This window comes from Anaerostipes sp. PC18 (genome assembly GCF_039789045.1).
In the GTDB taxonomy this organism is placed as follows: Bacteria; Bacillota; Clostridia; order Lachnospirales; family Lachnospiraceae; genus Anaerostipes; species Anaerostipes hominis.
The window spans coordinates 2,908,349-2,930,672 of the sequence record NZ_CP121164.1; the positions used below are offsets into that span (position 1 = coordinate 2,908,349).

The window sequence follows — 22,324 nt, forward strand, 5'->3', positions numbered from 1 at the left end:
TTTCATATAAAAACTCCCTTCGTCTTTAAAATACTCCTGGCAACGCTGAGTCCGTTAGCCGATGCCTGCTGAAGGCCTCTTGTAACGGAGGCTCCATCACCGATCGCCCGAAGGCCTTTGATGTTGGTCTCAAACGACTGGTCTGTGACGACTTTATTGGAATAAAATTTTACTTCCACTCCATAGAGCAGCGTTTCATCGCTGGCCATCCCCGGCGTCACCTGATCCAGTGCATAGATCATCTCTTCAATCGCTTTCATGATTCTGTAAGGAAATACCAATGACAGATCCCCGGGCACCGCGTCTTTTAAAGTCGGCGTAATGTTATTTCTGAGAAGGCGTTCCTCCGTCGTCCTGCGTCCTCTGACAAAATCCCCGAACCTCTGGACAAGAATCTTTCCGTCACAGAGCATATTGCTCAGCTGTGCGATGTGTTTCCCGTACTGGATAGGCTCTTTAAACGGCTTCGTGAAATTTTTCGATACAAGAATTGCAAAATTTGTATTCTTCGTCTTATATTTTTCTGCCTTATATGCATGGCCATTTACCACAGCGAGTCCGTCCTCATAATATTCTGTAGCCACTTCCCCTGAAGGATTGGTACAGAACACACGAACCTTGTCGTCAAAGGTCGGCGTATAATATACCAGCTTTGCCTCGTACAGGCTCTTGTTCAGTTCTTCCATGATTTCATCCCGGACTTCCACTCTGACGCCTACATCTACCGTTCCCACCTCAGTCTCAATCTCGTGTTCCCTGCACAGGTTGCTGAGCCATTCAGATCCTTCCCTGCCCACGGCGGCTACAATTTCCTCTGCATAGAAAGTATCTCCTTTATCGGTGACAACACCCTGCACCCGTCCTTCTGCAGTCATGATATTTTCAACCATGGTGTTAAATTCTATCCTGACTCCGGCACCAAGCAGGTGTTCCTGAAGCCTTTGGTATATCTTATACCCCTCTTCCGTGCCCAGATGCCGGATCGGACACTCGATTAATTTCAGATTGGCTTTAATTGCCTTTTTTCTGATCCTGGCAATTTCTTTTTCTTCATTCAGTCCGTACACTTTTGTGTCCGCCCCAAATTTCAAATAGATCTGATCAGATTCTTTCAACAGCTGTTCTGTCTTTTCGTAGCCAAGGATCTGCGGCAGATTTCCGCCCACATCAGGAGACAGGGAAAGCTTTCCGTCAGAAAACGCGCCTGCACCTGCAAATCCGGTAGTAATGGAACATGGCTTACAGCCCACACACACTTTTGTTTTTCTTTTGGGACAGGACCGGTCTTCAATCCTTCTTCCCTTCTCTATCATTAATATCCTTAAATCCGGTTTCTTTTGTGAAAGCTCATACGCGCAGAAAATCCCGGAAGGTCCTGCTCCTATGATAATGACATCAAATGTATAATCCACAATATACACACCCTTTCCTGTATTTTTTCCACTGCTGCTAAACATAAAATACAGACTTATTGTAACATAAGATCAGGATAAATAACAAACAAAGCTGTGTCCCGGATGAAGGGGAACACAGCTTTTCTGCTAAAAATGTCTTTATTATTTTATCAGTCGTCTGGCTTTCAGAGCTTCATAAGGAAGACCATGTTCCAGGCACCTCTGCGCTGCCCCAGTAAGCCTGTCTCCGCTGAAAAGTTTTCTTATCGGATCAAATGCTGCTCTGTAAATAGAATCCGGAATCTCTCCCGTCAGCGTCGGAAGGTTTTCCAGATTATCCAGCTCTTCTTTTGTACTATCATATTCTTCTCAGGCAACCCCAGAAACATCCGTATTGTCTTATTTGTTATTACTCCATATTTGCATGTCTTGCAAACAGATCGTCATCTGACTGATTTGTGATCCTCATCAGATCCATAACCATACAGTCATATGTAATCCAGCTTAACTGCTCGAATCCGGAACCGGCAGCCTGAACAGTTCCCGCTCCTTCATGATTGTCACACTTCTTTGTGACTCCTGGAAGTGTGATCACCGCATCCGCCATAGATCCGATTGTGTTCTCAGGGAACATTGTAATTGTCGCCACCTTTGCACCCTGGCTCTTTGCCTTCTTGGCATTAGACACAAGGCTTGCGGTATTTCCGGAACCGGAGCCGACAATCAGCAGATCTCCTGCCTGAATAGACGGTGTGGTCGGCTCACCGACAAAGAATACGGTATACCCAAGATGCATCAGGCGGTTGGAAAATCCTCTGGCAGCAAATCCGGAGCGTCCCGCACCGCTTACAAAAATTCTTTTTGCCTCTGTGATCAGTTTTTCCACTGCCTCTATCTGTTCATTATCTACTTCTTTTGCGTTGTCGGTTAATTCTCCGAGAATCGCCATCATATTTTTACATTCTGTCATAATCTTTACCTCCAGTCTCAAAGTGTGATTTAAAGCATCGCGTCTTTGATCGCCTTTGCTTCCGCAACCGGATCTTCTGCGTGTCCGATCGCAGATCCTACAATAATAATCTCCGGTTTTAAGGCAACATATTTATCGATGGTCTTGCTGTTGATACCTCCGGCAACAGCGATCTGAGCCTTCTTTGCATGTTCTGTCATGACCTGAAGATCCTGGATCGGCTCTCTGCCTGCTGCCTGCTGGTCAGCCCCTGTATGAACTGCCAGGATGTCAACTCCGATTTCTTCCATCTTCGTGATTCTGGCCGGAAGATCTTCCACACAGATCATATCCACAACGAGTTTTCTGTCATAATCTCTTGCAGCCTTTAAAGCACCTTCAATGGTCAGATTATCAGAAACACCAAGGATTGTCGCATAAGCGGCACCCGCCTCATAGGCATAGCTTGCTTCCAGATATCCGCCGTCCATGATCTTTAAATCGGCCAGGATCTCTTTGTCCGGGAAGAAACGGTGAAATTCACGCACACCCCTCATTCCTTCGTCCATAACAAAAGGAGTTCCCACTTCGATGATGTCAACGTGCTCCGCAACCTTGTCAGCGAAACGAAGTGCATCTACAAGGTTCATCTCATCTAATGCTAACTGTAATTTCATTTCATTTTCCTTCCTTTAATTCGTTGTAATCTTTGACAATCTCATCAAACATTCTGGTTCCCGCTTTAATGCCTGTAAAATGAGTCACTGCATCTTCAATGCCGTTATCAGCCACATACTGAAGCAGTTCAACTGACTGCTCATCTTCTTTGACATCAAACAGGAATGTTGCTGCGATACCTCTCAGGAGAAGTGTATTTTTAAGGTTTCTTTCCTCACATTGTACAGCTGGTCCCACCAGACGGTCATTCGGTGCAAGCTTTCTGATCGGTGCTCTGGAAATACGTGTGATCGTGTCTTTGATGCCAGGAGTACAGAAACGGTTTAATGCGAATGTAATGTAGTCTTCCATTTCCTTCTCGGTAAATCCATGTTTTGCAACCATCAGGGCCGCAACTTCTCTCATGACTTCTCTTGTCATTTCTATATTTTCCGGCACCGCGAAGTAATCCTGGATAATCTCATATCCCATCAGTTTTCCGATATAACCGGACCATGCGTGTCCGCAGTTGATCGTATAAAGTTTTCTCTCCAGGAATTTCTGAAGATTATCGGTATATTCTGCTCCGGTAATCGGAAGTTTCTCAGGGTCTACCAGCTTGTTCACTTCCACTGCCAGCTCGTGATCTTTTCCGATGTCAATTCCGTCTCTGCCGTCTTTGTCGGTACCGAATACCATACGGTCTACTGCCGTATTCGGGAATGCCGCTGCTTTTAAGAAGTCATCCTCAGAAGCAATTCCAGTTCTGACAAGTTCCTTTAAAAGCAGATCTCCGTTGAACAATGCGTTCTCACAGGGGATCACATTGACTCTTTCTTTGCCTGCTCCTAATCTGGCCTTCAGCCCTTTTGCAAGAGTGCCTGCAATTTTAGGGAAATTGTCTGCCAGCACTGCCGTAGTGACTACGTCTGCTTCCATGATCGCTTCCACGACTTTATCTTCTTCTGTAATCGGTGAAAGTGCAGAAACCTTGTCGATTTCTTTTCTCCTGTAATCCTCCTCGATCACATACAAGTAGTAGTTATGGTATTTGTTCAGTTCCGCGTTGACTTTCTCGTTTACGTCCACGAATACGATTTCATATCCTGTATCATGCAATAAATCTGCAATGAATCCGCGGCCGATCTTGCCAGCCCCAAAGTGTACTGCTTTCATTTTCTTCCCTCCGTCAATTCTAGCGGACCACATCTTTAAATACGTTCAGTATTTCTTCTTTGGTCTTTGCATTTCTAAGTTTTTCTACGTTGTCAAGATCTGAGCATGCCACTGCGATATCTCCTAAAATCTCAATATGCTCATTGTTCTTACCTGCAATTCCGATGATGACATTTGCAGTTTTTCCTTCATAGTTTACGCCCTCAGGAACCTGGATAAAAGAAATTCCTGAAGCCATAATCCTTTCTTCGGATTTTACGATGCCGTGCGGAATCGCAATGTGATTGCCGATGTAGGTAGAGACCACTTCTTCCCTCTTCAGCATGTCATCTATATATTCTTCTTTTACATAACCATTGTCTGCAAGGATCTGCCCCGCAGCCCGGATAGCTTCTTCCTTCGTAGCAAAAGCTGCGTTCAATCTGATGTTGTCTTCGTTAAAAATACTCTTCCTATCTGCCATAATGAAACCTCCTAAATTGATTCTCCTATATAATGTCTGAACCTGTGTCCAAAGCATTGCCTGATTTCTTCTTCGTCGCCCTTCTCTATTAACTTCATGACATCCCGGTCTTCGATGATCAATTCAGTAATATAGCGCAGAAACATCTGCTGTACTTCATCCATTTCCGTTGGATAGAAGAAAAATATAATGTTACTGATCGCATCCCCCTCCTGAGGATCTACCATTCGTTTTTCTTTTAAATGGTAAACGAAAAAAAGCGGTTTTTTTATTTTCTCTAAATAACATTCAAAGTAACTGATTTCCGTCGTTGGTATTGTAAAACGGCATTCATTTGCATGCCGGATCACATAATTTTTAATCTCCTGTTCACCGATGAAGATCCCGGCTTCCCAGATCGTATGTTCCAGATTTGAGAATAAGTGGTTTTCATCCTTCAGGTTATTAATTTCATACACATGGAATTCAGTCAATAAGTCTACTGCCCACGTAGTTAATTGTTTTAACTGTTTTAAAGATACGATGCTGTTGCTGCTTTCTAACTCCGCCGCCTTTCTTTCCTGTTCCTCAATCTTCCTTAAAGTCTGATGCTTGTGCCTTCTTATTTTTTCTTTTACAATCTCCAGCTCATTGTCATTCAGGAGCGGAGAAACTTTCAGATACTCCCTGTCTTTTAAATACAGTGGGATGGTTGACAGGATCAAGTCATAATCGTTTAAGTCTTCTTCTCCCAATCCTACCAAAGATACAATCTTTCTTACATAAATCTCGGGTATCTCCCTCTCCAGACGGCTGGCCAGCATCTTGGAAGATCCCATGCCGCTGGAACATACCACCAGCACCCGGAATGTCTTCTTTGTAATGTTGTCCAATGATACCGCAAAATATAATACCAGATACCCTATCTCATCATCCGGAAAATAATCATCCGGGAAGACTTTTCTGACCGTATCTTTTATAATGGAAAACAGCTGCGAATAATCTTTTTCAATGTCGCGGATGATCGGATTCGAGATACTCATTCCGCTCCTTGTCCGCACCAGGGCTTTATCGATATGTGTCAACAGTCCGTCCATAAGCTTTGTATCCTGGCTCAGGTTAATGCCCATACGCCTTTCTACCAGCTCCACAAACTCTTCAATCTTTGGCCTGAGCACAAAATTTTTGACAAACACATTTTCATTGTTCCGTTTTCCGACACTGATATCCATAACCCACAGAAGATATTCTTTCTCTGCCTCGCCCAGGGAAATAGAATATTTCTTTTCCAACATCCGGATCAATGCGGCAACAAGTTTTTTCAGATTCTTGTCCACATGTTCCACGGTAAAATCTGTACTGTATTTCCGATTACCGATTTTGTGTCTGCGAATCAGCAGCGACACCAACATGACTAATTCAGCATAATTCTGATCAAGTATCTGATAGTTTTTCTGAATCAGTTTATGGCTGATATCTTTTAATATTTTTTCACAGGTCTGAAACAGCTCCATGTATCCGTATTCATCCAACTTCTGCATAAATGGATGAAACTGTCTGACATTCCCCGCAAGCCAGTGTACGATCACATCCATATCTGTGTTTTTCATGATGATATTGACCATCAGATGATCTCTCGCCACCTGCTCACCGCCCAGGCAGATTCCGTCTCCCTTTTTTGAGATTAATTTAATATTGTACTCCGGAAGAATCTTTTCAATCTTTTTCAGATCATTCCTGATTGTCGGAAGAGATGTGCCCATATCGATTGCCAATGCTTCTGTCTTCATGAAGTCATCCTGATGAAGCAGCTCTAAGAGAACAAAATACATTCGTTCCTTAGGGTCCACTACCTGGAGTTTTTTATGTTCTCCTAATTCTGTCTGGAGTTTCTGAATGTGTTCAGGCAGACCGACAGCCCGGATTCCTTTTTTGCTCACCGTTTTCAATGTAATCTGATACTGCCTTAACACTTCAGTCACCTCGGGGATTTCCCGGTACACGGTCCTCTCTGAGACATTCATTTTATTGGCAATAGCTTTCATGGTTACGAAACCACGGCTGCTTAAGACAATCTGTATGATATCTTTTACACGATTAGACATCAGCATAATTTTGCAGCTCCTTTACTTATAAGGCGCCATAATCATTCAATTATGGCGCCGCAGCCTGACTATTCAGACATGTCTTTAATCTTCTTTGCGATTGCTGCCTGTTCTGCCGCATCCAGGAAATTTTCGATCGCTATGACCGGAACTCCTGCAGGAGCTGAATTTTTTGCAGCTTCATATAAGTTTTCGTTCGTTACGATAACATCTATGTCTGCTGGAATTTGATGAATGGATACATGGCTGACATCAATGAACATTCCAATCTTGTTCAGCTGTGTCTTCAGCATAGAAGCACCCATTGCGCTGGACCCCATTCCAGCATCACATGCAAATGCAACTTTTTTAACTTCTTTTTTCGGAAGAGTTGTATCTGTTGCTGCTGCTTTTTTCTCTTCTCCAGGAGCGCTGTGGCTTTCCACAAACTGGCTCATGTCGATTCCAGCAACTTCCTGTTCATCCTCTGGTGTTTTATCCCTCATTAAGAAGAATGCTGTCACCGCAAAGGATACCACGGTTGCTATCAAGTAAGCCATCAAGTTGACAAATAGTTTGCCCTTTGGTGACATAACGATTAACATGATCAAAGAACCAGGAGATACGGCTGCTACAGCACCACCGTCCATGATCTGAAGCCAGAATACTGCTGCGATACCACCGAGCATAGGCCCTAAGAGTGTGATCGGTTTGATCAGTGCATATGGGAAAGAAACTTCTCCAATACCACCGATGATTTGAATGATTGCCGCACCTGGTGCAGATTTTTTAGCCATTCCTTTACCGAATACACAGAATGCTAATACAAGACCTGCCCACATACCACCATTTGCTTCGATTAAGTACAAAATAGATTTCCCTGTTTCTGCTGCCTGCTCGATCGCCAACGGTGTAAAGATACCATGGTTGATCGCGTTGTTCAGGAACAGTACCTGTCCAGGAACTACAAAGATTTCTGTCAATGGGATTAAGCTGTGGCTTACAAGGAAATCAACGGCAACTGTTAACACACCTGTGATTGCTGAGAAGATCGGTGTTACGATCATGTAGCCAAGTATCATCATGATTGCTCCCACGATACCAAGTGAAAAGTTATCTACTAACATTTCCAGACCTGGTTTTATGTGACCGTCAAAGATTTTATCAACCTGTTTGATGATCCACGCACCGAGAGGTCCCATTACCATACCACCGATCATCATCGTTACGTCAGATCCAACGATAACACCGATTGTTGCTACGGTACCTGCTACAGCACCACGTCTTCCGTAAACAGTATGCCCCCCAGTGTAAGCAAATAACAATGGAATTAAGAACTTAAGTGTAGGCTCAATTACTTCGGCCAGTTTTGCATTTGGAAAATATCCAGTCTTCAGGAACAAAGATGTGAAAATACCCCAGGCAATCAATGCTCCAATGTTCGGCATGACCATTCCTGACAGGAAGCCGCCCATTTTTTGGACTTTAGCTTTGAAACCATTTGCCATAACAATCCTCCTTTTTTGTCCTCTTTTTTGGTATAATTTATTTCTGCGGTTAATGGTATTAACTTGATAAACGTTTATCTATAATTCCATTATATTGATTGTATTTTTATACGTCCACTATTGCCAGTGGTAAATTTTGCAGAAGAATTTTTGACAAAGTTTTCTTACATATTTTCCCTTATTTATCCCTTACAAACTGCATAAAAACGTGGTTTTACTGATCCTCCTAACACAAAAAAGGGAGAATAATTTTCATCATTTTTCTCCCCTTTTTTCGAAAATAAAATTTTAACTCATTATCGGTGGCCAGATAAAGACCAAGTCAGTCCCCGGTCTTCATCCTGCACACCTTTACCTTCATTCCCTGTTTTTCAAGTTCCTTTTTGTCAGCACTTCCAATCCCATCATCTGTGATCAGATACTGAAAATCACAGAGCCTCGCAAACCGGCAAAAGGTTTTGCGTCCAATCTTCGTACTGTCGCACAGCATGTATGCTTCCGTAGCGGTTCTCATCATCGCACGCTTCATCGCTGCCGTCTCCTCATTTGGCGTGGTCAGCCCTTTGGACACAGATAAAGCATTCGGTGATAAAAACAGTTTATCCACAGAAATCCTCTCAAGGAATTCGATCCCCAGAGAACCAAAGGTACAATCAAACTGGTTCCTTACAGTTCCTCCGATCAGTATCACCTGAATCGAAGGTTTTTTTTGCAGTTCAAGAGCGATGTTCAAATCGTTTGTCACAACCTTCAAGTCGTTGAAGTCCGTCAGAACCTTTGCAAACTCCAGCATGGTGGAACCGCTGTCGATCAAGATGATATCACCCTCACTGACATATTCCTTTGCTCCCTCGGCAATGATCCTTTTTTTATCCGGGTTTAAATTCCACCGGGAGGCAAGAAATGCCTCCTTAGTAACTTCATCTTCCTTTAACAGTGCACCGCCGTGGGTCCGAATCAAGTGTCCCTCTTTCTCCAATTCACTCAAGTCGGACCTTATGGTGGCGCCGGTCACATGGAATTCTTCCGATAATTCATGGATGCCAGCCTTTTTATGTATTCTCATGTAGGCGAGCAATTCTTCTTTCCGCTCTCTTGCAAACATATATTATACTCCGAAATGATCTAATAAAATCTCTTCTGCTTCTTTATTCCATAATCCCTGATTCTTATCGCAGGCATCCGCGAGCTTCGCAAACAGAGGATCCGTCTCACCCAGTTTTCTGAAATCATCAATGGCAGTTAACGGCATTTCAAACTGTGTATAAGTAAGCTTCTTTCCTCCCGGTATCTCAGGTAAATGAAGGGTTGTGTCAACGATTGCATTGATGCCTCCGACATGAGTGATCATAACGGCCGGATTTACCTCTTTCTTCGCGATCAGATCGAGCGCTTCCAGAAGGTCTGCCTTAATGCCCCCTGAAGATCCCAGAAGCTTAGTATTTCTGTAATGGCAGTCATACAGGTTCATGTCTGCGGAAAATCCACTGTCGGCAGGTCCTGCAAAAAGGTTCATGCATCCGTCAAACGCAAGGATCTTGTTTCCTGTCTCCGCGATGGCTTTTACCGGAGCGTATACAAACACATCATGATATCCCTCTCCTCCGGTGAGATCCATCAGTTCTTTGACTTCATCGTCCATCTTTGCTGTATTTACATAATGAAGCTCAACGCCCCTCGCCTTGGCATCCTCTTCTGAGATTACTTCTCTTGCCCTGTTAATTCGGTCGTCATTAATCTCTGTGACTACAACCATTTTAGGTTTATTTTCCATAGCGAGCGCATAGCTGATAGCGCCCAGCCCCATCGGTCCGCATCCTCCAAGAATTGCGATATTTCCGCCCTCTTTTGCTCCGATAAAATGTTCATGGGTCTCAGGTTTTGTATGGTAGTTGGCCATATAACCGCCGATGATGCAGTACATAGGCTCTGACACAGAAACCTCATAGAAAGCATCACCGTCATAGTGGAGCAGGCAGCCTTTTTCAATGACATCGTTTGGAACGATGCAGTAAGTTACCGCGCCTCCGAAGTGCTCATAGGAATAACCCGGTGCCCCCATCTGATCCGGGATACCCGGCAGCACAACAAACCGTTCTCCAGCTTTGTACTCATCTGCCCATTTAGATCCCACCTTTTCGATCACTCCGGAAAACTCATGTCCGATGATGACTGGATGGTCTGCGATATCGTCAGGTACGCGGATATGACCGCTTCCCAGTTTTACTTCCTTCCATGTAGACATACAGATGCTGTCGCTCATGACCTTCAAAAGCACCTCATCTTTTTTGATCTCCGGCAGTTCAAACTCTTCCAGCCGGATATCTTTTGCCCCATACATTCTCACACCTTTAGCCTTCATAATGCCCCTCCTGGCTTTGCAAAAATTTTTAATTATTTTTAAAAATTTATATTTTTTTTCATTTCACAAATATCATACCACGCCTTCTTTTGTTTGGCAACAGTCAATTTGATTGAATCCTCGCTCAGCGGCGTGATATAATAGGCAGATCAATTCAATCGGCAAGGAGGGTAAAATCAATGGAGACATATGAATTCAACGGTGAAAAGTATAAAAAAGCTTCAAGGCATCAAAAGGAATGGGGTACTCGGTTAATTTTAGAATTGAATCTAACGGGAAAGGAATCCATTCTGGACTTAGGCTGCGGGGACGGGGTTCTGACAGAACAGTTATCCCTTCTGGTCCCTGAAGGAAAAGTTGTGGGGATCGATGCCTCTGAAGGAATGATTAAGACGGCAAGACAGCTTGAGAAGTATAATTTACAGTTTTATCATATGGACATGGCTGATATGGCGTTTAAAGAAGAGTTTGACGTGATCTTCTCCAACGCTGCACTGCACTGGGTAAAGGACCACTCCCTTCTTTTAAGGCACTCTCACGCCGCGTTAAAACCTGGCGGAAGGATCTTATGGAATTTTGCCGGACAGGGAAACTGTTCTGATTTCTTTGGATCCATCCGCAGGATTATGGAAACTGACCCATTTAAACCATACTTCACCTTCTTTGAATGGCCATGGTTTATGCCTTCCAAAAACGAATATGAAGCTTTCATGAAGCAGTCTGGATTTACCTCTGCAGAGATCATAGAAGAAAATGCGGACCGGTATTTTTCAAACTCTGATGAAATGATCCGGTGGATCGACCAGCCCAGCATCGTACCTTTTATCAAATGTGTCCCTGAGGCTCAAAAAGAGGCCTTCCGGCATGAAGTCATAGAAGCCTCCCTGCAGACAGCTCTTCAGCCTGACGGAACATGTTTTCAGCCATTCCGCAGACTTAGAGTCAGCGCTTACAAATAACAAAGAGGAACCGCTCTTATGAAATGGAACGGTTCCTCTTTGTTGTCTTACAGGCCTGTTTTTTCTTTTATATAGTTTCTGGCTTTCATAGCATATTCCAAAGGATTCGCCACTGCGGGGTCCTGTTCGGCCTCCACGACCACATAACCTTCATACCCCCTTGATCCGATCAAGTCAAAGATAGGTTCAAAGTCTACATCCCCGTCCCCAGGCACTGTGAAGGTTCCGTTCCTGACTCCTTTTAAGAAACTCCACTTCTCTTCTTTTGCCCGTTTTACAACATCGGTGCGCAGATCCTTCAAATGAATATGTTTTGTTCTGCCGATATATTTTTCAAGGATCTTTACGGGTGAGATCCCAGCGAAGGAACAGTGACCGCTGTCAAACAGTAAGAATACCAGCTCCGGATCCACCGAATCCATAAAACGGTCAATCTCTTCCTCTGTCTGTATCACCGTTCCCATATGGTGATGATACGTCAATGTGATACCGATCTCCCTGGCTGCCTTCCCGAGCCTGTTCAGCCCATCCGTCAGTCTCTTCCACTCTTTCTCATTCATCACATATTTTCCTTCAAAGACCGGGACATCCTTCCCCTGGATGCTGTAACTCTGTTCGGAGACACCGATCACCTTCGCACCCATATCTTTCAGAAACCGTGCCTGGTCTATGAACTCTTTTTCAACCTCCCCGTAAGGTTTGGTAAGCAGAAATGCAGAGAACCAGCAGTTACAGATCTCGATGCCTCTGAGGCTTAATGCCTTCTTTAAGATCCCCTGGTCCTTCGGGTATCTGCCGCCGATCTCAGATCCCGTAAAACCAGCCAGTGCCATTTCACTTATACATTGCTCAAATGTATTTTCCTTCCCAAGATCCGGCATGTCATCGTTTGTCCAGCCGATGGGCGCAATGCCCAGCTTCACTTTATTTTTGTCCAACATTTCTTATTCCTTTCTATGCCTCGTTCAGTTCTCTCTCCTCCAGTTCTTTGGAGATGGACGGATACTCCTTGTCAAGCTTATAGATCAGCAGAAGAATGATCGCTGCCACCCATATGATGACCGGACCAAATTTATAGATATTTCCAATCGTATTCACTGCAGAAGCCGGCTGTACCACATTTCCGCTGGTGGAGCTGATATAGCCGCTGGCTGTCATCAGTCCAGTCATCAATGCACTGGCGATACCAGTCCCCACCTTAAATCCAAGGCTTGCTCCTCCGAAGATCAGGCTTTCCTGACGGAAGCCGTTTTTCCAGTAGCCGTATTCCACTACGTCACCCAGCATGCCGAAGATCGTGGCGGAAAGCTGGGATACACCAACAGAACGAATCAGGGTCACAACAAAGAACCACTGGAAACTGAATGGATTTACCAGGATCAGAAGATGGGACACCACGGCTAAGATACTTCCAGCAAGGGTCACATTCCGTTTTCCCCACCTTTTGATCAGGAACGGACAAGCCATAGCCCCCAGTATCATGACCGCTGTCTCAAGAAAATACAGGGCGCTGTACATCCACGAATCATTTTTGAATACATATTTACAGTAATAAGGAAGATCAGTCCCTACGATGGTCTGATGAATGACCTGGATGGACCAGAGCCCCAGCACGCACCAGAAATATTTGTTGGTGAGAAGTGCTTTCAGATTCTTCTTTACAGAGACCTTCTTTTCTTTTTTTACGTCCACTTTCACTGTCTCTTCACACTTAAAAAAGCAGAACAGCAGGAGCGCAACGGCAATGGCAACCCACAGAAACATGGTCTTGACCCATGCTGACTGGTCATCCCCGAACAGCTTTACCAACGGCATGGTAAATGTGACAGATATGATCCTTCCCACCGGAGATAAAATCATGCGGAAAATGGAAAGCAGATCCTGCTGGTATGAATCCCTAGTCATCATGGTTGAGAGCGATCCGTATGGAACATTGATCGCCGTGTAGATAACCGTCGTTGTCAGGTTATAGGTTACAAATATGTAGATGCCTTTTACAAACTCTGTGGAATGAGGCACAGTAAACATTAAGATTGCGGCAATCGCATAAGGGGCCGTCATCCACAGCAGCCACGGCCTGGATTTTCCCCACCTGGATTTTGTCCTGTCCACAAGGAATCCCATGATCAGATCTGAGCTACCGTCAAAAACCCTTGAGATTAACATGACCATACCGATGGTGATGGGAGAGACACCCGCGTAGTCTGTGTAAAACAGGGTGAGCAGGGTGGAGATCATGCCGTAGACGATGTTACATGCCGTATCGCCGCACCCGTAGGCGACTCTCGTTCCAAATGATATTTTCTTCATAATTTATACCCATCCTTTTTCCTGCGCATTAACATTCTTCCATGATTGCCTTAACTGCAGCTTTTGTATCGGTGAGAGGAAACAATTCATATCCCACGTAACCCTCATATCCGCATTCCTCAAGATGTCTGATCACCTTTTTATAATTGATCTCACCAGTACCCGGTTCATGTCTTCCCGGTGCGTCTGCCACATGGATATGTCCGAACTGCCCGCTGTAATTACTAATTGTGTCACAGATGCAGCCTTCATTGATCTGCATATGATAAACGTCATACAATAGTTTCAGTCTCGGGGAACCGATGAGACTGCATATTTCTGCACCCATCTGAGTATATTTCAGGAAGTTCCCCTCATGGTCTGTTGTAATGTTCAGCGCTTCCAGATTGACATTGATATCTTCTTTTTCGGCAAGCTTGGCACATTCCAAGAGTGTGTCGTACATCGCGCAGAGCTTTACTGTATCCGACAGGTGATCATAATGGTTTACAACAACTCCGCCGTCCCCCAAAGCGTTAGAATGGATCGTGACACTGAGCGCTCCTACTTTTTTAGCCGCTCCGATGGATTTTTTTAACTCAGTCAGATACTTCTCCTTATGCTCAGGGTCCACCAGGGAATAATCAGCATCACCGTTAAACCCGCTGATCTGGATTCCTGCATTTTTTGCGGCCTTCGCTGTTTCCTCAAGATCCCGGATTCTCCAGTCCCAGAATTCCACAGCTTCAAACCCGTCATCCTTGGCTGCCTGGAAACGTTCGTTCCAGGGCAGCTCTGTGTATAAAGTATCGATACATGCACATTTTCTTAAACCCATTTTATTCTACCTCCGCGATTTTGACCGGTCTTCCTTCTTTCAGGGATTTTGTCGCCGCTGCAGCCATGAGCACCGGATACAGGCCGTCTTCTCCGCCCACTGGTGTCTCGGTATCATTCAACACTGCATCTGCGAATGCCTGGATCTCGGAGACGAAAGCTCCTGTGTAGCGGTCCCACATGATCTTATATGTATTTTCATAGCTCGTCCGGTCTTCATCAGATACTACAACCGTATTTGGTACGTCATTTTCATTTCTTACACAGCCTTTGGAACCGAATACCTCTACTCTCTGATCATATCCGTACACAGCCTTTCTGCTGTTGTCTATGACTGCGATGGCTCCGTTTTCAAACTTTAAGGTAACCACGGCAGTATCCACATCCCCCGCTTTCCCGATCTCCGGGTCAACAAGCACAGAACCTGCCGCATGGACTTCTGTTACCTCTGAGCCGGCCAGGAATCTTGCCATGTCAAAATCGTGAATCATCATATCGTAAAAAATTCCTCCGGATACTTTTACATAGTCAATGGCCGGCGGCTCCGGATCCCTGGAGCTGATCCTGATCATATGTACATCCCCGATCCTGCCGGATTTCACCACGTCGTACACTCCCCTGTGGTTGTGGTCAAACCTGCGGCAAAATCCGATCTGAAGCTTTACTCCGGCATCACAAGCCGCCTTGACAGCCTCATGAACCTTATCTAAATCGTAGTCAACCGGTTTTTCGCAGAAGATATGTTTCCCTGCCCTGGCGGACTCTATGATGTATTTTGAGTGAGTGTCTGTGGAAGAACATATCAGAACAGCCTCGATTTCCCTGTCATTTAAAATATCCCGGGCTTCTTTTGTCACTTCCCGGACCCCTAAGTTTTTTAGATAGCTTTCTGTTTCTGCGTTCATAAACGGATCCGCAACTGTCTTGATCTCAACCTCCGGCACAAACATAGAGATATTTTTTGCATGTACCTTTCCGATTCTCCCTGCTCCAATGATTCCTACTTTCATTTGATGAACCTCACTTTCTGATGATTTTGATTTAATTGTGTTTTTGTATCATTCATGTGCTTTTGCACTTATAATTATAGGTCCACCCAGCAGCAAAGTCAATGCAATCAATTGGTTTTCTGTATTTTTGTGCATTATACGTTATATGTGCTTTTGCACATTACGTGTTTATCAGGCTTCTGCGCCTGGTCCTTTGTGAAAAATGACCAACCCAAAGCATTGCAGCATGTTTCCTGATATGATAGAATGCAAATGCACACAAGAAAGCAGAGAAAGAAGGCATTCCAATGAAAAAGAAACCTACGATACAGATGGTCGCGGAGCTGGCCGGAGTTTCCAGGGGCACCGTAGACCGGGTATTAAACAACCGTTCCCATGTCAGCCCAGACGTCCATGACAGGGTCATGAAAGCGATCCGGGAAACAGGCTATCTGTCACCGAGACAGGCATACCAGACCAAGCTGTCCGAAGTTTCCTATTCTCATATAAAACTGGGAGTACTCCTGCCCAACTGGACAGGCCATTTTAAAACTGAAATTTTACGGGGCATCGATGCGGCCCGGTCTGAGCTGGAGGATTTTCACGTAGAGATTATTCTGAAAGAATGCAAGACAGATATTCCCGGCGAGGTAATCGAATTGCTGGATGAACTGCTGGATGAAGAAGTCCAGGGCATCGCCCTGTGCGCCCTCAACAATCCTTCCATTGAAACTCACGTCTCTGCGCTGAACGACAACAATATCCCCGTCATCACATTGAATTCGGATCTTCCGGAAAGCCGGCGGCTCTGTTTCATCGGACAGGACTATCATAAGAGCGGGCGCATTGCCGCTGAGCTTCTGAGCAAGTGTATCCCCGTTTCAGGCAGCATCCTGGCTGCTGTGGGAAACCTGGAATTTGACGGTCACCGGACCCGCCTGGAAGGTTTTCTGGACAGGATGGAAGAAATCGGTTTTAGAAAAGACCAGATACAGGTCATTGAGACATACAATGACTATCAGACAACTTTCCGGAAAGTTACGGAGGCTCTTGAACAGACCTCCGGTATCTGCGGTATATATATGGCCAACCGCAGTGTGGCCGGATGTACCGAGGCCGTAAACACACTGGGCATGAAGGATTCTCTTAAGATCATCTGCCATGATATATCAGAGAGCACAAAACGGCTTCTACAAAATGGAAGTATTGATTTTACAATTTCCCAGGATATTTTCAGACAGGGCTATCTGCCTATGATCTACCTGCGGGACTATCTGCAGAAAGGGAAACTTCCAGAATCGGAAGAAACGAATACCAACATCTCCATCATCTGCTCCCAGAACCTGGAGAACTCATAAAACTTAAAAATCCGGGAAAGGATCATCTCTGATCCCTCTCCGGATTTTTGACGTACATAAAATATTTATGATAAATTTTATATAAGATTTTGAATTATCCCCATAAACACTATATTTATAAGCAATTTCAAAATTGAAAAACATTCATTTTACCACGATTGAAGAGCCTTGATATGACAATATAAACCACAAGGGAGATAGCACATGAAATGAAACTGTGTATCTCCTTTTTTCATACCACTTGACTACTTCTCTCTGATTTCAAACCTTAAAATGGCTTTCATCATTTCTGTATGAATTCGACCTTTTAATTCTTCATCAACCTGCATATTTACAGTACCATTTGCATGATAGCATGGACGCAAGCATACTTTAGAGATATAAGCGTTGTAAAAGTCTAAAATTCATCTGACTGCCTTTTCATCTCCATTAGACGCTCTGCAAATAAGGTCGTAAGAGGGATAACCTTAATCTTTTTTCATTTTTCCTATTCCCTTTCATTCAATAACTTCTGTAATTTTCTTAGTCCTCTAACCCGTCTGTTATTGATAGCTGAACGTGATACATGATACAATTTTGAGATTTCTCTGTCGTTCATGCCTTGAAAGAAATGCAACAAGATAGCATTACGCTGTTTCTCTGTTAATTCTTTCAATGCTGTACTTAATTCTTCATCAGCTACATAAATTACAAAATGCATAACTTGAAACGATACAAAATCGCAAGAATATTCATCATTCATACCATGTTCAATTTGTTTCATTTCAGGCAATTCACAAAATAGTATTTCATGTTTTGAACGCCTAGCAATCTGTCTTCTATGACTTGATAATGCACCTTTAATGACAATCATCATCAAAGCATTAAATTGTAATCTGACGATATGCTCGAAAGAAGAGGTTCCCATAATCTCATCTCCTTTCTGCAAGAGCTAAACTATACAAACGGAATATTTCATAGCGAAAATATTTGTTTATAACTGCAAAAAGAGGTATATAAAAAAGCTAAAAACATATAGTCTGTACGAGCTAAAAAGTGATATTTGATTTATCTTTTCCTGCATAGCCTAATTGTATCTGCTATTCCTGCGGTATTTATCATAAGAGACTAGACAGCTCCGTTGTCACGAAAAACATGCAGTCACATAAAAAAAAAAATATGCCCGTACAAAACATATAGTCTGTAAGCTTTAAATAGTTTATATCTTTTCCTACTGTATTCTTGATGTATTCCTGGGTAAATCATCATAAATATAGACAGCTCCGCACGAAAAACATAGTCACAAAATTCTTGTTTCTTTGGAATAGAGGTCAAACTTCATGTCCTCAAAAAAATATCTCTATCCATGTCCTCAAAAATATCTCTATCCATAAAATTCCCCGCAGTCTTTATCTGCTTTTGCGTGATTTCCTTACTGTGAATACGCCAGCCAGCAGACCAAGAGATACGAACATGAGCGCAAGCCATGTTGTCATATTCGTGCTGTCACCAGTTTTAGGGCTGTTAGACGTTGTCTGTTTATCTGTGCTTGCTGGTTTCTTATCCGTATCCGTTGCAGACGGTTTCTTGTTATCATCTATTGTTGGATTTTGTGTGTCTTTTGCCTTGACAGTAACGGTAATCGTTTTGTGCTTGAAGCCCCCTTGCTGTCTGTTACTTTTGTATGTAATTTCATAAATGCTAGCCTTGCTTGTATCTACGTTATTTTCTAAGACTTCGATTACTTTTGTAAGGTCGCCGTCTTCTTTATCAGAAGCAGTAACACCCTCTAATGGATTGAATGTATCGCCAACTGTCAATGTCTTATCACTGGCATTGATTGTTGGAATTGCGTTTAATTCTTCCATTTTTGGATTGACTGTCAATGTAACTTCAATATCTGTTACAGTATTATAATTAGTCGTATCTTTTTTGGCGTATATGTCACTTTGAATGTATTTGTTCCAGCACTGCCAACAGAAGTTGTTGTATCGTCCTGCCACGCAAAGCTCTCTGGAAGTGTTACGTCTGCAAGGGTCTGTCCAACAATAGCTGTCAAGTTAGTTGGTACTTCGTAAGTCGGCATTGCCTTACTGATTATAAACTCTTTCCAGTCTGTTTCTGCTCGCTTATGAGTATCATTTTCCGCAACAATTGCTTTCACTTGATATGTGCCAGCATTTATCGGAGCAGAAGTAATATCTTTCCATTTGTTGCCATCTTTTTCTTGATAAGTGAATGTTACTTTTTTCCTGCACCCTCTGTTACGATATAATCATTTTCTGATAAAGACATAGCATTTCCATCATAGATTTTATTCAAATTTAAGTTCTCTCTGAAAGAAACAGATGTAGACGTTTTTTCAGTCCATTTGGCATAATAGATTTGTCCCTCTTCAACTGTATTCATTATTTCACCATTAAACTCTTCTTTATTATACCAACCATTGAAGATGTAGCCTTCCTTGACAGGAACTGGCAACTGTCTTTTTCCTAAAGGACTTGTATCCGTAACTGTTCCACCATTAAGCCTCAAATCAGTAATTTTAACAACATTATTAGCTGAGTCGAGATAAGCAAAAAGATTTTCATTGCCAATGTGGATTTTCTCAATATCACTGGAAACAATTTTGTATTCATTTGTAGCTTGAATAATTATTACACCTGCTTTCAAACCTGAATAATAATTTTCCGTAATATAAATATTTGAAGCGTCAGATGTGTATAAGAGACAGTAGAAAATGTATTTTTAAAAGTCCACTCATGCCATAAACCTAAGCCACCAGATTTTCCATTTCCGATTATAGAATTTCCGCTAATTTTAAATGTATGAGTATTTGAGGTGTGTGAAGCATTGAGTATATCAATAGAACGTTTATCTCCTTTAGCATCATCTGCAATAGTATTATTTTTAATTATCCCCCCCGTCATATTGAAATTGTAATATGCACCAGTAATACCTGCTCCTTCTCGTGTACCCCATGAAACTGTTTCGCTACCGATCTGATTGTTGGTAATTTCGCCACCCATCATATTTATTGATGGAAGACCATTGCTACCCCATGAGCACCCAATACCGCCACCAGCAGCTGTTGCATAGTTATTTTTTAGTTGAAAATTGCCACCAATGTCTAATGTATTTTCGCAATAAATACCACCGCCATAGCTCGAAACATTATGATGAATAATACCACCACTCAGATATGCTGGACCGATTGCTCGTAATCCACCTCCTGCATAGTCACTATTCACAGTACGATATCCAGCGTTATTACAAATTTCGCCTCCAGTCATAATAAAAGTACCTCTGCTAAAGACAGCTCCACCAGCTCCCGCACGACAGCGTGTAATCATTCCACCATTCATAGTAACTTTGCCCAAATTGTTAATTGCTCCAGCAGTCGGATTGCTTGCTTCCATTTTACCATTTGTTCGGTCATTATTTTTTAATAATGTTCCGCTAGAAATCACAAGTTCTCCATCATTTTCCACATAGACTATAGAATCACTATTCTTTGTACCTATGTTATATAAACTATGTCCTAGCGTTGCAAAAGAAACCTCATTTACATCATATTCAGGATTATATATTGTTCCAAAAATTGCACCACCATCCACAGTAATATTGTTGAGTGTCAGACTAGAGCCAGCGGGTACAGAAAGCAATATACCAGTATAATTTGTATCACGTTTGATAGTACCTCCGCCAGAGATAGTGATATTTCCAGAGATAGTTACATTTGCTCCAAGAGTTAAAGTAACATCAGGATTTACTTTTAAACTTTCTGTCAGTATTGTTTCATTGCTCCAAGTAGTATCACTAGTGATAGTCGTTTCACTGTCTACCACCGCACCATCAGACTGTGGGATTTTTTCACTTGCAGGAGTAATACTATTGTTCATCTTCACAGGTTCACTCTCTGCTTCTGTGTTTACCTTATCTTTGCCTGTTGTGTTTGTATCTTTAGTGTCGTCCATTGTTGCACCAGCCGTATCAGTTTCATCTGTTGTATAATCAGTTATATTTTCCTGCACTATGGTATCATCATTTTCCTGTGCGAAAACGAAGGCAAGATTAGATTGAATACCAAAGACCATACATAAGATAACCACGCAGGCGAGAATGCTTTTTGTTTTTTTTGGTTTCATCTTTTTTCTCCTTTTTAATTATTCATTTTTTGGAGGTCTTGAACCAGACAGGGCAAATCCTGCATTTTCATGAGCCACTGTTTTTCTGGTTCGCTCTCCCAATTTCCCATTACAAGAAATTTTCGTTTTGCCGTTATCTCGTTTTCCCCCTCTCCTCAATGTAGATTATGATATTCATATCAGGATAAAAAGGATTGAATAGTAGAAGTATGTACGGCACAAAAAGCAGACTTTTTGTGCCGTGTGTGCTATCATTTAGTGTAGGATAATTTTGGATAAAAACAGCGGTTTTAAACTTAAATCAATACAAAAATCCAAAGTTTAGAAGTGGTGTAGAAAGTCTACTTTTTATGCCTTTTGTTGTTGATAACGGGCTATCCACCTCGCAAATGTTGTGTGATGGGTATTTAGTCGTCGTCCACCCTCACGCATACTGATTTCCCCAGTTTCCCACAGTTGATAAATTTCTTCAAATTGTTCTGGGAAATCATGCTTTGGTCGGCCAAATTGTACGCCTTTTTCTTTTGCAATACGTATTCCTTCCGCTTGTCTTTGTTTCGTATTTTCTCTTTCAATCTGGGCGACATAGGAAAGTATCTGCAATACCAAATCTGCTATAAATTTTCCTGTAACGCCATTCACTTGATTTCTGGTATCAAGCAGAGGGAAATCCAACACAATCAATTCAATGTCTTTTGCTCTTGTTAGATAACGCCATTGTTCTAGTATTTCATCATAATCACGTCCCAGACGGTCTATGGACTTAATATAAAGCTCGTCGCCTGCTTTCAGCTTTTTTACCAGCCTTTGATAATTCTTGCGTATAAAATCCTTTCCTGATTGTTTATCAATATACATCTGTTTCTTTGTCAGTCCAATTTCCTGCATGGCTTCCACCTGCCTTGCGATATTCTGGTCTTTGCTTGAAACTCGGATATATGCGTATTTCGCCATATTAAATTCCTCCTTTGTCTATTATCCACAAAGGAGATTATAATCAAGGTATTAGGATAAAAGATGAATGAAAGGCAAAGGACAGCGTGCAGACTTACAAAAAAATGCACGCTGTTATAAATCTATCTTACAATCTTCCGGTTACTATCCTTATGTAGCACAAGCTCAAACTGCGATACCTGCATTGCCTTCGTCTGATTTACCATAAATCAGATTTTATCCCTTTCTTCCTCTTGATT

General features: G+C 42.7%; 21 protein-coding genes and 2 pseudogenes. 2 read left to right on the forward strand and 21 right to left on the reverse strand.

Annotated elements, in window-relative coordinates:
* Nucleotides 1-2 precede the first annotated feature (2 nt).
* The 9 genes from P8F77_RS15600 to P8F77_RS15640 form a co-directional block, all read right to left on the reverse strand.
* Entirely contained in the window at nucleotides 3-1,457 is a 1,455-nt protein-coding gene (locus P8F77_RS15600; RefSeq protein ID WP_081723774.1) for an FAD-dependent oxidoreductase, read from the reverse strand.
* 346 nt (nucleotides 1,458-1,803) lie between these two features.
* Nucleotides 1,804-2,364, reverse strand: a complete 561-nt coding sequence (hxlB, locus tag P8F77_RS15605; protein WP_287519783.1) for a 6-phospho-3-hexuloisomerase — start codon at nucleotides 2,362-2,364, stop codon at nucleotides 1,804-1,806.
* A 29-nt stretch (nucleotides 2,365-2,393) separates the two neighbouring features.
* Nucleotides 2,394-3,020 carry a 3-hexulose-6-phosphate synthase gene (hxlA, locus tag P8F77_RS15610; RefSeq protein ID WP_024726417.1) on the reverse strand — a complete coding sequence of 209 codons (627 nt, stop codon included), beginning with the start codon at nucleotides 3,018-3,020 and terminating at the stop codon, nucleotides 2,394-2,396.
* Nucleotide 3,021: 1 nt separating this feature from the next.
* Nucleotides 3,022-4,176 (reverse strand): 3-hydroxyacyl-CoA dehydrogenase NAD-binding domain-containing protein, encoded by a 1,155-nt coding sequence (locus P8F77_RS15615; RefSeq protein ID WP_287519781.1) that lies wholly within the window; start codon nucleotides 4,174-4,176, stop codon nucleotides 3,022-3,024.
* A 19-nt stretch (nucleotides 4,177-4,195) separates the two neighbouring features.
* Nucleotides 4,196-4,639: a PTS sugar transporter subunit IIA gene (locus P8F77_RS15620; protein ID WP_034548780.1), complete on the reverse strand. Its 444-nt coding sequence runs from the start codon at nucleotides 4,637-4,639 to the stop codon at nucleotides 4,196-4,198.
* An 11-nt stretch (nucleotides 4,640-4,650) separates the two neighbouring features.
* Nucleotides 4,651-6,729 (reverse strand): transcription antiterminator, encoded by a 2,079-nt coding sequence (locus P8F77_RS15625; protein WP_270432701.1) that lies wholly within the window; start codon nucleotides 6,727-6,729, stop codon nucleotides 4,651-4,653.
* Nucleotides 6,730-6,791: 62 nt separating this feature from the next.
* On the reverse strand, nucleotides 6,792-8,210 hold the full coding sequence (locus P8F77_RS15630; RefSeq protein ID WP_095143014.1) for a PTS mannitol transporter subunit IICB: 1,419 nt from the start codon (nucleotides 8,208-8,210) through the stop codon (nucleotides 6,792-6,794).
* Nucleotides 8,211-8,532: 322 nt separating this feature from the next.
* Nucleotides 8,533-9,315 carry a DeoR/GlpR family DNA-binding transcription regulator gene (locus P8F77_RS15635; RefSeq protein ID WP_287519778.1) on the reverse strand — a complete coding sequence of 261 codons (783 nt, stop codon included), beginning with the start codon at nucleotides 9,313-9,315 and terminating at the stop codon, nucleotides 8,533-8,535.
* 3 nt (nucleotides 9,316-9,318) lie between these two features.
* Nucleotides 9,319-10,572, reverse strand: coding sequence for a zinc-binding dehydrogenase (locus tag P8F77_RS15640; protein WP_287519776.1), 1,254 nt, complete (start codon nucleotides 10,570-10,572; stop codon nucleotides 9,319-9,321).
* 179 nt (nucleotides 10,573-10,751) lie between these two features.
* Between P8F77_RS15640 and P8F77_RS15645 the strand changes: the two genes are divergently transcribed.
* Nucleotides 10,752-11,531, forward strand: a complete 780-nt coding sequence (locus P8F77_RS15645; protein WP_270432707.1) for a class I SAM-dependent methyltransferase — start codon at nucleotides 10,752-10,754, stop codon at nucleotides 11,529-11,531.
* A gap of 47 nt (nucleotides 11,532-11,578) precedes the next feature.
* Here P8F77_RS15645 and iolE read toward each other — a convergent pair whose 3' ends face one another.
* From iolE to iolG, 4 genes are read right to left on the reverse strand one after another with little or no spacing between them, the layout of a single operon-like run.
* Nucleotides 11,579-12,472 carry a myo-inosose-2 dehydratase gene (gene iolE / locus P8F77_RS15650; RefSeq protein ID WP_148459493.1) on the reverse strand — a complete coding sequence of 298 codons (894 nt, stop codon included), beginning with the start codon at nucleotides 12,470-12,472 and terminating at the stop codon, nucleotides 11,579-11,581.
* Nucleotides 12,473-12,485: 13 nt separating this feature from the next.
* Complete coding sequence (locus tag P8F77_RS15655; RefSeq protein ID WP_148459494.1) at nucleotides 12,486-13,841, reverse strand: glycoside-pentoside-hexuronide (GPH):cation symporter; 1,356 nt, start codon at nucleotides 13,839-13,841, stop codon at nucleotides 12,486-12,488.
* A 28-nt stretch (nucleotides 13,842-13,869) separates the two neighbouring features.
* Entirely contained in the window at nucleotides 13,870-14,658 is a 789-nt protein-coding gene (locus P8F77_RS15660) for a TIM barrel protein (protein ID WP_024726408.1), read from the reverse strand.
* A gap of 1 nt (nucleotide 14,659) precedes the next feature.
* Nucleotides 14,660-15,667 carry an inositol 2-dehydrogenase gene (gene iolG / locus P8F77_RS15665; protein ID WP_148459495.1) on the reverse strand — a complete coding sequence of 336 codons (1,008 nt, stop codon included), beginning with the start codon at nucleotides 15,665-15,667 and terminating at the stop codon, nucleotides 14,660-14,662.
* Nucleotides 15,668-15,954: 287 nt separating this feature from the next.
* Here iolG and P8F77_RS15670 point away from each other — a divergent pair, with 287 nt between their 5' ends.
* Nucleotides 15,955-17,004, forward strand: coding sequence for a LacI family DNA-binding transcriptional regulator (locus P8F77_RS15670; protein ID WP_270432710.1), 1,050 nt, complete (start codon nucleotides 15,955-15,957; stop codon nucleotides 17,002-17,004).
* A 245-nt stretch (nucleotides 17,005-17,249) separates the two neighbouring features.
* On the opposite strand, the pseudogene P8F77_RS15675 reads toward P8F77_RS15670, so the two are convergent.
* From P8F77_RS15675 to P8F77_RS15710, 8 genes and pseudogenes are all read right to left on the reverse strand, one after another.
* Nucleotides 17,250-17,450 (reverse strand): annotated as a pseudogene (locus P8F77_RS15675) (helix-turn-helix domain-containing protein).
* Between the two features lie 41 nt (nucleotides 17,451-17,491).
* Nucleotides 17,492-17,911 carry a sigma-70 family RNA polymerase sigma factor gene (locus tag P8F77_RS15680; RefSeq protein WP_287519771.1) on the reverse strand — a complete coding sequence of 140 codons (420 nt, stop codon included), beginning with the start codon at nucleotides 17,909-17,911 and terminating at the stop codon, nucleotides 17,492-17,494.
* Nucleotides 17,912-18,392: 481 nt separating this feature from the next.
* A complete protein-coding gene (locus P8F77_RS15685; RefSeq protein WP_347256185.1) occupies nucleotides 18,393-18,851 on the reverse strand; it encodes an immunoglobulin-like domain-containing protein in 459 nt (152 codons plus the stop codon).
* 35 nt (nucleotides 18,852-18,886) lie between these two features.
* Nucleotides 18,887-19,147, reverse strand: coding sequence for a hypothetical protein (locus P8F77_RS15690; RefSeq protein ID WP_347256186.1), 261 nt, complete (start codon nucleotides 19,145-19,147; stop codon nucleotides 18,887-18,889).
* Nucleotides 19,148-19,224: 77 nt separating this feature from the next.
* Nucleotides 19,225-19,656 carry an InlB B-repeat-containing protein gene (locus P8F77_RS15695; RefSeq protein WP_347256187.1) on the reverse strand — a complete coding sequence of 144 codons (432 nt, stop codon included), beginning with the start codon at nucleotides 19,654-19,656 and terminating at the stop codon, nucleotides 19,225-19,227.
* Nucleotides 19,653-21,131: a hypothetical protein gene (locus P8F77_RS15700; RefSeq protein WP_347256188.1), complete on the reverse strand. Its 1,479-nt coding sequence runs from the start codon at nucleotides 21,129-21,131 to the stop codon at nucleotides 19,653-19,655. Before P8F77_RS15700 ends, P8F77_RS15695 begins: the two co-directional genes overlap by 4 nt.
* A gap of 348 nt (nucleotides 21,132-21,479) precedes the next feature.
* Nucleotides 21,480-22,085, reverse strand: a complete 606-nt coding sequence (locus P8F77_RS15705) for a recombinase family protein (RefSeq protein ID WP_347256189.1) — start codon at nucleotides 22,083-22,085, stop codon at nucleotides 21,480-21,482.
* A 122-nt stretch (nucleotides 22,086-22,207) separates the two neighbouring features.
* Nucleotides 22,208-22,300 (reverse strand): annotated as a pseudogene (locus P8F77_RS15710) (conjugal transfer protein); the annotation flags it as partial.
* Nucleotides 22,301-22,324 lie beyond the last annotated feature (24 nt).